The organism is Streptomyces auratus (assembly GCF_050433025.1).
GTDB lineage: Bacteria > Actinomycetota > Actinomycetes > Streptomycetales > Streptomycetaceae > Streptomyces > Streptomyces sioyaensis.
In genome coordinates, this window is the sequence record NZ_JBNGCB010000001.1 from 1,856,483 (window position 1) to 1,868,787 (window position 12,305).

9 protein-coding genes and 2 pseudogenes are annotated in these 12,305 nt (G+C 70.0%); 8 read left to right on the forward strand and 3 right to left on the reverse strand.

Annotated features, from left to right (window positions below):
* Positions 1–3: 3 nt before the first annotated feature.
* The gene (gene fabG / locus BKA18_RS07905; RefSeq protein WP_366048662.1) at positions 4–708 is read right to left on the reverse strand and encodes a 3-oxoacyl-[acyl-carrier-protein] reductase; all 705 of its coding nucleotides are present in this window, start codon (positions 706–708) and stop codon (positions 4–6) included.
* Between the two features lie 282 nt (positions 709–990).
* On the opposite strand from fabG, the gene BKA18_RS07910 reads away from it, so the two are divergent.
* Positions 991–2,523: a TldD/PmbA family protein gene (locus BKA18_RS07910; RefSeq protein ID WP_366048661.1), complete on the forward strand. Its 1,533-nt coding sequence runs from the start codon at positions 991–993 to the stop codon at positions 2,521–2,523.
* Positions 2,524–2,606: 83 nt separating this feature from the next.
* Here the strand turns inward: BKA18_RS07910 and BKA18_RS07915 are convergent.
* Positions 2,607–3,205: pseudogene (locus BKA18_RS07915) on the reverse strand (transposase family protein).
* A gap of 150 nt (positions 3,206–3,355) precedes the next feature.
* Here BKA18_RS07915 and BKA18_RS07920 point away from each other — a divergent pair.
* The 3 genes and pseudogenes from BKA18_RS07920 to BKA18_RS07930 form a co-directional block, all read left to right on the forward strand.
* Positions 3,356–4,711 (forward strand): MFS transporter, encoded by a 1,356-nt coding sequence (locus BKA18_RS07920; RefSeq protein ID WP_366048660.1) that lies wholly within the window; start codon positions 3,356–3,358, stop codon positions 4,709–4,711.
* Between the two features lie 905 nt (positions 4,712–5,616).
* Positions 5,617–7,227, forward strand: a complete 1,611-nt coding sequence (locus BKA18_RS07925; protein WP_366048659.1) for an IPT/TIG domain-containing protein — start codon at positions 5,617–5,619, stop codon at positions 7,225–7,227.
* 483 nt (positions 7,228–7,710) lie between these two features.
* Positions 7,711–7,965 (forward strand): annotated as a pseudogene (locus BKA18_RS07930) (TldD/PmbA family protein); the annotation flags it as partial.
* 183 nt (positions 7,966–8,148) lie between these two features.
* Here BKA18_RS07930 and BKA18_RS07935 read toward each other — a convergent pair.
* The gene (locus BKA18_RS07935) at positions 8,149–8,616 is read right to left on the reverse strand and encodes an ArsI/CadI family heavy metal resistance metalloenzyme (protein WP_366048658.1); all 468 of its coding nucleotides are present in this window, start codon (positions 8,614–8,616) and stop codon (positions 8,149–8,151) included.
* 81 nt (positions 8,617–8,697) lie between these two features.
* Between BKA18_RS07935 and BKA18_RS07940 the strand changes: the two genes are divergently transcribed.
* The 4 genes from BKA18_RS07940 to BKA18_RS07955 all read left to right on the forward strand — a co-directional run bounded on the left by BKA18_RS07940 (position 8,698) and on the right by BKA18_RS07955 (position 12,216).
* Positions 8,698–9,108 carry an ArsR/SmtB family transcription factor gene (locus tag BKA18_RS07940; RefSeq protein ID WP_366048657.1) on the forward strand — a complete coding sequence of 137 codons (411 nt, stop codon included), beginning with the start codon at positions 8,698–8,700 and terminating at the stop codon, positions 9,106–9,108.
* A complete protein-coding gene (gene arsB / locus BKA18_RS07945) occupies positions 9,105–10,220 on the forward strand; it encodes an ACR3 family arsenite efflux transporter (protein ID WP_366048656.1) in 1,116 nt (371 codons plus the stop codon). The genes BKA18_RS07940 and arsB overlap by 4 nt, the downstream gene beginning before the upstream one ends.
* Positions 10,213–10,626 carry an arsenate reductase ArsC gene (locus BKA18_RS07950; RefSeq protein ID WP_366048655.1) on the forward strand — a complete coding sequence of 138 codons (414 nt, stop codon included), beginning with the start codon at positions 10,213–10,215 and terminating at the stop codon, positions 10,624–10,626. The genes arsB and BKA18_RS07950 overlap by 8 nt, the downstream gene beginning before the upstream one ends.
* Before the next feature lie 150 nt (positions 10,627–10,776).
* Positions 10,777–12,216: a metallopeptidase TldD-related protein gene (locus tag BKA18_RS07955; protein WP_366048654.1), complete on the forward strand. Its 1,440-nt coding sequence runs from the start codon at positions 10,777–10,779 to the stop codon at positions 12,214–12,216.
* Positions 12,217–12,305: the final 89 nt, after the last annotated feature.

Sequence of the window (12,305 nt, forward strand, 5' to 3'; positions counted from 1 at the left end):
TGATCAGTGACCCATGCCCAATCCGCCGTCGACGGGAATGACGGCTCCGGTGATGTAAGCGGCATCGTCGGACGCCAGGAAGCGGACCGAGGCGGCGATCTCCTCGGGCTGCGCATACCGCGCGAGCGGTACCTGCTTGACGATGCCCTCCCGCTGCTCATCGGTGAGCACACGGGTCATGTCGGTGTCGACGAAGCCGGGGGCGACGACGTTGACGGTGATGTTGCGGCTGCCCAGCTCCCGGGCGAGCGAGCGGGCGAAGCCCACCAGCCCGGCCTTGGAGGCGGCGTAGTTCGCCTGGCCCGGCGCGCCCATCAGGCCCACCACGGACGAGATCAGCACGACCCGGCCCTTGCGGGCCCGCAGCATCGCGCGGTTGGCGCGCTTGACCACCCGGAACGTGCCGGTGAGGTTGGTCTCCAGGACCGAGGTGAAGTCCTCCTCGGACATCCGCATCAGCAGCTGGTCACGGGTGACGCCGGCGTTGGCCACCAGCACCTCGACCGGACCGTGCTTCTCCTCGATCTCCTTGTACGCCTGCTCGACCTGCTCGTTGTCCGTGATGTCGCACTTCACGGCCAAAAACCCCGCGGGTGGCTCGCCCGAGCGGTAGGTGATGGCGACCTTGTCGCCTGCCTCGGCGAAGGCACGGGCAATGGCGAGGCCGATGCCGCGGTTACCTCCGGTGACCAGAACCGAGCGGCTCAAGAGATCACCCTTTCCGTTTCCTGTCCGTCCTGCGTTCGATACGAAACTATCGGTCACGGGGCGCTTCCGTGGAATCGAGCACGGACAGGCGCATGCGCCGGTGACTGTCGGGATCCCACAGAACCACGCGCCGGGGACCGCTCCCCGGCAGCCCGGTCGGCCGTGTCGCGACGGGCCCGGCACCGCGCCGCCCCGGCCGACTCACGGTGCCGGACCCACCTGCGCTCTGGGCCGCGGGCGCCCCGCAGGGGATGATGCAGGCGCCGACCACGGGAGGACTCCTTGCCTGCACCCCATGCCCTCGACGACTCGTTCCTGGCGCTGCCGTTGCGCGCGCTGGCGGACGCCGCGCTGGCCCGCGCCCGCGCGCTGGGCGCCGACCACGCGGACTTCCGCCTGGAGCGGATCCGCAGCGCCGCCTGGCGGCTGCGGGACGCCCGTACCTCCGGGACGTCCGACACCACCGACCTCGGGTACGCGGTGCGGGTGGTGCACGGCGGGGCCTGGGGTTTCGCGTCCGGGGTGGATCTGACCATGGACGCGGCGGCGCGGGTGGCCGCGCAGGCCGTGGCGATGGCGAAGCTGTCGGCGAAGGTGATCCGGGCCGCGGGCTCCGACGAGAGGGTCGAGCTGGCGGCGGAACCGGTGCATCCGGACCGGACCTGGATCTCCTCCTACGACATCAACCCGTTCGACGTTCCGGACGCCGAGAAGACCGGGCTGCTGGCCGACTGGAGCGCCCGCCTGCTGGCCGCCGAGGGCGTGTCCCACGCGGACGCCTCGCTGCTGACCGTCCAGGAGAACAAGTTCTACGCCGACACCGCGGGCACCAGCACCACTCAGCAGCGGGTGCGGCTGCATCCGCAGCTGACTGCGGTCGCCGTGGACCCGGTGAGCGGCGACTTCGACTCGATGCGCACCCTCGCCCCGCCGGTCGGACGCGGCTGGGAGTACCTGACCGGCGACCACTACGACTGGGACGGGGAACTGGCCCGCATCCCGGAGCACCTCGCCGAGAAGATGCGCGCCCCCGGCGTCGAGGCCGGCACCTACGACCTGGTGGTGGATCCCTCCAACCTCTGGCTGACGATCCATGAGTCGATCGGCCACGCCACCGAGCTGGACCGGGCCCTGGGCTACGAGGCGGCGTACGCGGGCACCTCGTTCGCCACCTTCGACCAGCTCGGCAAGCTGGCGTACGGCTCCGCGCTGATGAACGTGACCGGCGACCGGACCGCCGAACACGGCCTCGCGACGATCGGCTACGACGACGAGGGAGTGGCCGCCCAGTCCTGGGACCTGATCAAGGACGGAACCCTGGTCGGCTATCAACTCGACCGCAGAATCGCCCGGTTGACCGGCTTCTCCCGCTCCAACGGATGCGCCTACGCGGACTCGCCGGACCATGTCCCGGTCCAGCGGATGGCCAACGTCTCGCTCCAGCCGGCGCCGGACGGCCCGTCCACCGAGGAGCTGATCTCGGGCGTGGAGCGCGGCATCTACGTCGTCGGCGACCGCTCCTGGTCCATCGATATGCAGCGGTACAACTTCCAATTCACAGAGCAGAGGGCATACACAATCCGGAACGGACGCCTTTGCGGGCAGGTCCGGGATGTTGCCTATCAGGGCACCACCCCTGAGTTCTGGGGCTCCATGGTGGCGGTCGGAGGACCGCAGACGTACGTCCTCGGAGGGGCTTTCAACTGCGGAAAGGCTCAACCTGGCCAGGTCGCCGCGGTGTCCCACGGCTGCCCCACGGCACTGTTTCGGAACGTGAACATCCTGAACACTTCGCAGGAGTCCGGCCGCTCCTGACAGGCAGCACGCCGGGTCCCGAAGTCTGCACCAGGTCGACACGCAAGCACGGCGAACCCCCTAGACGAATGAGTCCGGTGTTCTCAGTGGTCGAAGGCGATCAGGGATCGTTTGATCTTGGCGTCGGTGGGCCAGTTGTGCCAGATGGCGGCTGCGAGGGCGAGGAGCCGTTGGCCGGTGCGGGCGAAGACGCCGGCAAGGGTTCTGCCGCCGTGCTGTTCCAGGCTGGCTGAGCGGGCCTTTGAGCGTGTCGAACACGGCCTCGATCCAAGGCGGACGCGGGCGAGACGGCCGTGCCGGACGGGCTCGCCTTTCCGGTCCGGCCGGCGGGAGGCCGCGCAGGGCAGTGGTGTGGGGTCGATCAGCCTCAGGTCGTCGTGCCAGGTCGGCACCCGCCGGGCCAGGGCCTCGATCACGTGGCTGATCAGCGATCCGGCCGTGTTGAGCCGCTTGTTGTAGGCAGACTGCTGAGGCAGGTAGCGAAAGAGGTGCCCCAGCCGGGCGGGGGCAAAGCGGATCCAGTGTCCGGCCGAGGCAAAGCCCAGCAGGACCTGGGCGACGGCAAGGCACAAAAGTTCGGCGTCCGTCAGTTTCGGGGGTCGCCCGATCCGGCGACGCGGGGCCACGTGGTCGCGATGAACACGTACAGTGCCGCCAGAAGGGCGTCCAGGTTTGTCGTCACACACGAGCCAACGGGCGCCCTTCGCCATGGTCGCGGCCAGCACAAACATCGGACTCATTCATCTAGGGGCTTACATTGGTTTCGCCCGGCACGGATCCCTCGCTGACCCGCAAGCGATATGTCCTTGCTGCCATGGGGTGCACCGGGGGCATGGTCCTCCTCGACGTGACGGTCGTCGCGGTGGCTCTCGATCCGGTGGCGCGAGGCCTGGAAATGAATGCGTCCGCCATGCACCGGGTGGTACTCGTCTACGCCCTGTCCCTGGCGGCACTTGTGCCGGTCGGCGGAATGGCGACGCGAAGGTTCGGTCTCCTTCCCGTCTTCCGGTGCGGGGTCGTGCTCTTTGCCCTTGCCTCCGGGGGTTGTGCCCTGGCGCCGGCAGTCGGGCCCGCTGCCTCGCTCCTCCTCGGAGCGAGAGCGGTTCAGGGAGCGGGGGCCGCATTGATACTCCCCGTCGCCACAACCGTCATCACCGATGTCTACGAGGAACGCGAGCGTGGCAGGGCCTTGGCCACCTACGCCGGTGTGGCCCAGCTGTTCTTCGTGCTCGGGCCCCTGGCGGGGGCCTTGCTGACGCGGTTCTTCGGATGGCCTTCCGTCTTCCTGGTCAATATTCCGCTCGCGGGATCGGTCCTGTGGGCGATCGCCAAAGCGCGGTGGCGCGATCAGGCTCCGGGGGAGCCGCTCCATGTCCTTCAGCCGTTCCTCATGACCCCGGCACTGGTCGTGCTCGTCTTCGCCCTGTATCAGAGCGGAATCTGGGGCCTTGATGCGAGGACGGTTCCTGCCCTGGCCTTGGGCGTGCTTCTGCTGGCTCTCTCGGTCCGGGTCATCCTGAGAGCCGCCCATCCTCTTCTCGATTTGGGTCTTTTGCGGAACCGCACCTATGCCGCGGCGGTGGCGGTCACGTTCCTGGTCCAGGCCGCCCAATTGCCCGTGCTGGTGCACGGCGCCGTTTATCTGCGACAGGATCTGCACCTGACGGTGCTCGGCTCCGGCGTGGCACTGCTCCCTTTTGTCGCTGCGCTGGCCGTGGGAACTTTCGCCTCCGGATTTCTCCTTGAGCGCTTCCAGGCGATCCGGGTGCCTGTCTTGTGGGGTTTGGCGGTCGCCACCCTCGGGACCGCCGCTTGGGCGGCCGTTCTTCCCTGGGGCGCATACCTGTGGCAGGTCCCCGGGATGATCGTCGCCGGCCTCGGGATGGGCATGCCCATTCCCGCGCTGAGTGCGGAAATGATGAGCGCCGTCACCGTCGACGAACGTGCGGATGCCTCCGTCCTCCGGCAAACCCTGCGGCAATTGGGCGGGGCCTTCGGGTTCGCCGCCGCGGGAGCACTCGTCCTGTCGGCCAACGATCGGGAATCCAACGCCGCCGGAATCATCAAGGCGTCGGCAACCCTCCACGGATTCGTCTTCGCGAGCATCGTGCTGGCCGTCACCTTCGCTCTGGCCGCCGCCAAGCTGCCACGCAAAAGGCCCTTTTTCCGCAACCGGGTGCGAACCTGAGCGCTCCTTCGCGGGAGGCGGCTCAACGACGACGCGGCCTTCTTCCCGAGGGCGCTTACGGAGGGGGCGGGGGCTACGCGGCGGTCGGCCGGGTCACCAAGCGCAACTGCGCCTCCTGCTCCTGGTCGCCGGATGTCCAACCGACCTCCTGGATCGCGAACACCGAAGCCAGGCCTGCGCGCAGGCGGTCGACCGCGCAATGCGGCGCGCCGGGCGGAGCCGGGCGCCCCGGCCGGGCGTGCGGCCTTCGGCCGGTCCCGTCCGGACGCCCACCGCCCTTCCAGCCGTACCGCCTTGAACGTGCGAAGCCCCCACCGGCAGCAAAACGATGGGGGCTTCGTTGTGCCCTTTAGGCCGCGTCCGGCCGCTGTCGCAGACCTTGCCACCTTCCGGTTCCCCGCTGTCCGGCGACGAGATGACCGCGATGGTGCACCCCGGCGTGCGACGTCCGCTCTTCGGCGTTTAGGCAGTTTTTCGCATCACTTCCGAATGATCCAGTTGCACCTGCCGTCGCTGTCACCTGATGGCTTTACTCGACGCTAGCGAGCTTGACAGAGGCCCCGCAGCGTCCCCGGCCGGGTCGCTTCGCGTGAATGACCTGCCTTCCAGGCGACGCCCTGCCTGAGCCACTTGGTCTTCGCAGGCCCCTCCAGCCCTACCGCACCTCTTGTGGGGCCATGGGCGCGTCAGCGTCCCCGTGCTCTTGCTCGCTCCCGGCAGAGTGGCATGTTCCAAGGAGAAGAGCCTCATGGCCCCCGTAGTGAGCAGTGTCGGCCCCACCCAGAGCGCTCCAGCAAGAGGCACGTCCGTCCCTGTCAGCGGAACCGGTGTCACCGGTGCCTCGGCCGTCCATACGGCCGGCATCGCGGAGCTGGGGGGACGTCATGGAGCCAAATGAGCCGCTGTTGGCAGACGAGATCCCAGTCGGGCACGCACCCATCGTGGCCTCGATCACCCCGGACAGCCGGTACCTCTACGTGACGAACTTCGGGAGCAGCAGCGTCAGCGTCATCGACACGACCACCCGCAGCGTCATCACCACGATCGGGGTGGCCAACGGGCCGTGGGGGGTCGCAGTCGCCCCGGACGGGCTGCGCGCCTACGTGGCCTGCTTCGGGACCAACAGTGTGGCAGTCATCGACACCGCCACCCGCACCGTCACGGCCAGCATTTCGGGGTTAAACAAGCCCTTGGGCCTCGCGGTGTCACCCGACGGCTCCCGCCTATATGTGGCCAGCCAGGGTGGGAACCGGGTGGATGTGATCAGCACGGCCACCGACACCATCATCGCCTCGGTACCGGTGGGCACCGGGCCACGCAACGTGGCGGTCACCCCCGACGGGACGGAGGTGTACGTCACCGAGGAAGGTGCGAACGCGGTTTCGGTCATCGACACCGCCACCCACACCGTCATCGCGGCCCTCACCGGGTTCCTCTTTCCCCGGGGGGTGGTGGTTTCTCCGGGCGGGCAGCGCGTCTATGTGACGGAGTACGGCGGCAACCAACTGGACGTCATCGACACGGCCACGCACACCACCGTAGACACGGTCACCGGGCTGCCCATCCCCTTCGGCGTGGCGGTCAGCCATGACGGGCTGCTCGCGTACGTGGCACGCGACGGCGACGACAGCGTCTCCGCCATCGACCTCATCAGGAACGAGATCATCGATACGGTGCCGGGCTTCCACGCGCCGTCCTGGCCGGTGATCACCCCGGACGACCTCGAGGTCTACGTGGTCAACAACGGCAACGAGACAGTGAAGGTGCTGACCGCACCATCCGGTGCGTACCCCGACGTCGGGCCCATGTCCGGTGGGACGACGGTCGACATCTTCGGAGAAGGACTGCGCAACACCACCGCCGTACGCTTCGGCTGCCAACCGGCCGTCTCCTTCACGGTCCTCAACGACCAGGAACTCCTGGCCGTCTCGCCGCGCCTCGTCACCGACGTCAAGATCGACGCCACGCTGGGGCAGGACACCACCCGGACCGTGGGCCGCTTCTACTACCTCCCCGACTCGGTGCTCAGCAGGATCAGCCCGACGTCCGGGCCGCTGAGCGGAGGCGGCACCCTCACCGTGTTCGGTCACGGCCTGATCACCACCACATCGGTGCGCTTCGGCGACGTGGCCGTCACCCCATCGTTCGTGTTGGATGACAGGGTCACCGTGACGGTGCCTCCCGCGACGACGGCCGGCCCCGTGTCGATCACCCTGGTCACGCGGAGCAACTCCTACGGACGGGCCACCTTTACCTACGTGGCGTCGCCCGGCATCACCTCCGTAAGCCCCTCCACCGGCCCGACAGCGGGCGGCACCCCCATCCTCATCGAGGGCACCGAGCTCGCGTTCACCCAGTCAGTGACGATCGGCGGAGTCGCAGCCTCCTTCGGGTCCGTCTCCGACACCCGGATCGTCGCCGTCACTCCCCCCGCAGCCGCCCCTGGCCCCGCGGACGTCACGGTGACGACGACGGGCGGCACCGCCACCGCCCCCGGGGCCTTCCTCTACACCTGAGAGCCGGGGGCCACTTGCCCCTGAGTGCCCGTTCAGCGGCCGCACATGCGTGCGTGACGCTCAGCCTTGGACCGAGGCGTACCGAAGCCCGTCACGATCCGCCGCTTACGGCAGCCCGCGCAAACCACCCAGCGAACGCCCCGACCGTCCTCCTCAATCCGCACCTCACTGCCCTGTCGCGTCTTGAGCGTCCGTCCCCATGCCATCCCGATACCCCGATCTCAGATTCGCCTTAGCCGGCACCAGCAGGTCCGGCCGGTCAGAACGTCATCACCCCTGCGGGGCGATCCGGCAGTGGCGCGCCCGGCAGGCGCCCGCGGACTGCGGCACCGTCGTTCACCTCAGCGCCATTCCCGCGCAGCAAAAGGCCGTCAAGGCGCCATGCGCCACGCGCAACCTCGTGGGGGCTCCTCCGGCCCCCGCCCCCCACGACCAGGGAGCCTGCTACGCCACCGTCCGCACAGCAGGTCAACAGCCTCTATGTTCACCCAGCAGCAGGCCTACGCCATCCGGAACGGCCAACTGGCCGGGCAACTGCGCGATGTGGCCTACCAGGCGACCACCACCGACTTCTGGGGCTCGATGACGGCGGTCGGCGGCCCGCAGACCTATGTCCTGGGCGGCGCCTTCAACTGCGGCAAGGCTCAGCCGGGGCAGGTCGCCGCGGTCTCCCACGGCTGCCCGTCGGCACTGTTCCGGGAGGTCAACATCCTGAACACGTCGGCCGAGTCGGGGCGCGACCGAGCGGGCGGCCCGACCGCATCACAGCTGACCGGCAGTGGTCTCCCCAGGCCTGTGGGGCCGGTCCACGGACGTTCCCCATCGACCTGGGGAGCTGCGCGCGCGGGTGGGTAACCACCGCTCTTGCAGACCGCGGACCGCCCCGGCCGGGCTCCTGGCGCCTGCGCGGCCGGCGAGCGGTCAGCTGCCGCAGGTGCACCCCGCGGCGGGCTCGGCCGCCGACCGACCGGTGCAGCAGGCGTCGGCCCCCGAATCGAGGGCGGCGCTCTTGTCCATCCGGTCGGCGTCGGCCTTGACGACGTAGACCTCCCAGGGCTCATTGCCGGGGCCGTGGACCCAGACCTTGTCCTGGAGGGCGTAGCAGCAGGACGTGTCGTTCTCCTCGAAGGTCGCCAGGCCGGCCTCCTTGAGACGGGCCGTGGCGGCGGTGACCTCGTCGGTGGAGCCGACCTCGACGCCGAGGTGGTCCAGACGGGTCTCCCGGCCGGGCTCGCCCTCGATCAGGACGAGCTTGATCGGGGGCTCGGTGAGAGCGAAGTTCGCGTATCCGGGGCGGCGCTTGGCCGGCTCGGCGCCGAAGAGCTTGGAGTAGAAGGCGATCGATCCTTCGAGGTCGGCCACGGTGAGGGCAAGCTGCACACGGGACATGGCACTCTCCCTGATCCTCGCTGAATTGATGTCTGTCGAATCAAGCTTGCGCCTTGGATAGATGAACGTCAACATAGATGCGTGTCGAAACAAGAGCTGATGGCGCTCGGCCGGGGAGCCGGGGATGCCGGCGGATGCTGTCCGGGGCTGCTGACCGCCCTGCTGGACGAGGAGCAGGCCGTCGAGCTGGCGAAGGTCTTCAAGGCCCTGGGGGATCCGATCCGGCTGCGACTGCTGTCGATGATCGCCTCCCGGCAGGGCGGGGAGGTCTGCGTCTGCGACCTCACGCCGGCCTTCGAGCTGTCCCAGCCGACGATCTCCCACCACCTCAAGCTGCTGCGGCAGGCCGGTCTCATCGACTGCGAGCGCCGCGGGACGTGGGTCTACTACTGGCTGCTGCCCGAGATGACGGACAAGCTCGCAGGGATCCTCACCCGTCCGGAACCGCGGTCCGGCCGGTCCCTCAACGAGCCCGCCGGGGACGCCTCATGACCGCAGAGGCCCCCGCCGCGGGGCCCCTCGCCGCCCGGTTGTCGTTCCTGGACCGCTTCCTCGCCGTCTGGATTCTGATCGCGATGGGCGCCGGCCTCGGCCTCGGGCGCCTCGTTCCCGGGCTCGGCGGCGCACTGGCGGAGGTGACGGTCGCCGGCGTCTCGCTGCCGATCGCGCTCGGCTTGTTGGTGATGATGTATCCGGTGCTGGCCAAGGTCCGCTACGACCGCCTGGGGACCGTCACCCGCGACCGACGGCTGCTGGTGCCGTCGCTGGTCCTGAACTGGGTCCTCGGCCCGGCGGTGATGTTCGCGCTGGCCTGGATCTGCCTGCCCGACCTGCCGGAATTCCGGACCGGCCTGATCATCGTCGGTCTCGCCCGGTGCATCGCCATGGTCCTCCTCTGGAACGACCTGGCCTGCGGCGATCGTGAGGCCGCCACCGTCCTCGTCGCCCTCAACTCCGTGTTCCAGGTGATCGCGTTCGGCCTGCTGGGCTGGTTCTACCTCGCTGTCCTGCCGGGATGGCTCGGCCTGCAGCGGACGACCCTGGACGTCAGCGGGTGGGAGATCACGCGCGCCGTGCTGCTCTTCCTCGGCATCCCGCTGCTGGCCGGATTCCTCACCCGCCGCCTGGGCGAAAGGGCCAGGGGCCGGGCCTGGTACGAGGCCCGACTGATCCCGCGGATCGGGCCGTTCGCCCTGTACGGGCTGCTGTTCACGATCGTCGTGCTCTTCGCCCTCCAGGGCGACGCGATCACCTCACGGCCCCTGGACGTCGCCAGGATCGCGCTGCCGCTGCTGGTCTACTTCGCCGTGATGTGGGCCGGGTCCATGGCCCTGGGCCGGGCGGTGGGCCTGGACTACCCGAAGACGACGACGCTGGCGTTCACCGCCGCCGGCAACAACTTCGAACTCGCCATCGCGGTCGCCATCGCCACCTTCGGCGCCGCCTCCGGCCAGGCTCTGGCCGGGGTCGTCGGCCCGCTCATCGAGGTGCCCGTCCTGATCGGACTGGTCCATGTCGCCCGGTCCGCCCGCCGCTTCTTCCCCCTGACCACCGGTACGACTGCCGCGCCGGCCGCCACCGAGGAAGGTCCTGCCCGTGTCTGAGTCCACGCCGTCCGTGCTGTTCGTGTGCGTCCACAACGCAGGCCGGTCCCAGATGGCCGCCGCCTTCCTCGCCCGTCTCGCCGGCGGCAGGGTCGAGGTCCGCTCCGCCGGATCCGCTCCCGCCGAGACCGTGAACCCGGCCGTGGTGGCGGCGATGGCCGAGGTCGGCATCGACCTGTCCGCACAGGCCCCCAAGATCCTCACCGCTGACGCCGTGCGGGCCTCCGACGTGGTGATCACCATGGGGTGCGGCGACGCCTGCCCCGTCTTCCCCGGCAGGACGTACCTGGACTGGAAGCTCGCAGACCCCGCCGGGCAGGGCGTCGAAGCCGTCCGCCCGATCCGCGACGAGATCGAACAACGGATCCGCGGTCTGCTGACCGCTCTCCTGCCCGGCGACGTCTGAGCGGCCACAGCACGCACCCGGCCCGGTCGCCACCGCCCGCTCCGGTCGGCCGACGTATGTCTCCACCGGCGCGGGGGCCGCCGATAAGCTCTGCTCCCAGGTCGGCACCACATTCGTGACCATGCCGAACACGACGCAGGAGGCGTGTCGATGAGCCGTCGCACCACTACGCCGCACGAGATCGTCGAGCGGGCCCTGGAGCTCTCGCGGGCCGACGGCTGTGTGGTCATCGCCGACGAGCACTCCAGCGCCAATCTGCGCTGGGCGGGCAATGCCCTGACCACCAACGGCGTCACCCGCGGCCGCACCCTCACCGTCGTGGCGACCGTCGACGGCGGGCAGGGCACCGCGTCCGGCGTCGTGACCCGCTCCGCGGTGACGGCGGACGAGCTGGAGCCGCTGGTCCGGGCGGCCGAGGCGGCGGCCCGGGAGGCCGGGCCCGCCGAGGACGCGCAGCCGCTGGTGGGCGGCGGGAAGGCGTCCGCCCACTTCACCGAGGCGCCCGCCGAGACCTCCTCGGAGGTGTTCGCGGCGTTCGCACCGGCGCTGGGCGAGTCCTTCCGGCAGGCCCGCTCCGGCGGCCGGGAGCTGTACGGCTTCGCACACCACGGCGTCGTCTCGTCGTATCTGGGCACCTCGGCCGGGCTGCGGCTGCGGCACGACCAGCCCACCGGGACGCTGGAGCTGAACGCCAAGTCGGCCGGTACCGGCGCCGAACCCCGCTCGGCCTGGGCGGGCCGGGCGACCCGTGACTTCACCGATGTCGATCCGCGGGAGATGGACGCCGAGCTGAGCCGGCGGCTGGGCTGGGCGGAGCGGCGGATCGAGCTGCCCGCCGGGCGATACGAGACGCTGCTGCCGCCGACCGCCGTCGCCGACCTGCTGATCTACCAGATGTGGTCGTCCGGGGCCCGGGACGCCGCGGAGGGCCGTACGGTCTTCTCCCGGCCGGCCGACGGCTCGGACGCGGCCCGGCCCGGGGCGGGCACCCGGCTGGGCGAGCGGCTCAGCGAGCTGCCGCTGACGCTGCGCAGCGACCCGCGGGCGGCCGGTCTGGAGTGCGCCCCGTTCGTCCTGGCGCACTCCTCCGGCGACGACGCCTCGATCTTCGACAACGGGCTGCCGCTCGCGCCCACCGAGTGGATCCGCGAGGGCGTCCTGCACCGGCTGCCGACCACCCGGCACAGCGCCGGGCTGACCGGGCTCCCGGTGGCGCCGGCCATCGACAACCTCCTCCTGGAGGGCGGCGGTTCACGCTCGCTGGACGAGATGGTGGCGGCCGCCGGGCACGACGGTCCCACGCTGCTGCTGACCTGCCTGTGGTACATCCGCGAGGTGGACCCGGCGACGCTGCTGCTGACCGGGCTGACCCGGGACGGCGTCTATCTGGTCGAGAACGGCGAGGTGACCGGCGAGGTGAACAACTTCCGGTTCAACGAGTCGCCGGTGGATCTGCTGTCCCGGGCGGTGGAGGCGGGCCGTACGGAGCGGACCCTGCCGCGCGAGTGGGGCGACTACTTCACCCGGGCCGCGATGCCGGCCCTGCGCGTCGCGGACTTCCATATGAGTTCGGTCAGCCGCGGGGTGTGACGGGGCCGGTCCCGCCCGCTGTCGGGCCCCGCGCGCGCAAACCCGTGTGTGGGGCCCGCTGCGCTGGCCATAGACTTCTGCCCGGTCCC

Excerpts from the sequence above, each read along its gene's own strand:
- BKA18_RS07920 (WP_366048660.1), top strand. The coding sequence starts at position 3,356 with ATGGTCCTCCTCGACGTGACGGTCGTCGCGGTGGCTCTCGATCCGGTG.
- BKA18_RS07935 (WP_366048658.1), bottom strand. The coding sequence starts at position 8,616 with ATGTCCCGTGTGCAGCTTGCCCTCACCGTGGCCGACCTCGAAGGATCG.
- arsB (WP_366048656.1), top strand. The coding sequence starts at position 9,105 with ATGACCGCAGAGGCCCCCGCCGCGGGGCCCCTCGCCGCCCGGTTGTCG.
- BKA18_RS07955 (WP_366048654.1), top strand. The coding sequence starts at position 10,777 with ATGAGCCGTCGCACCACTACGCCGCACGAGATCGTCGAGCGGGCCCTG.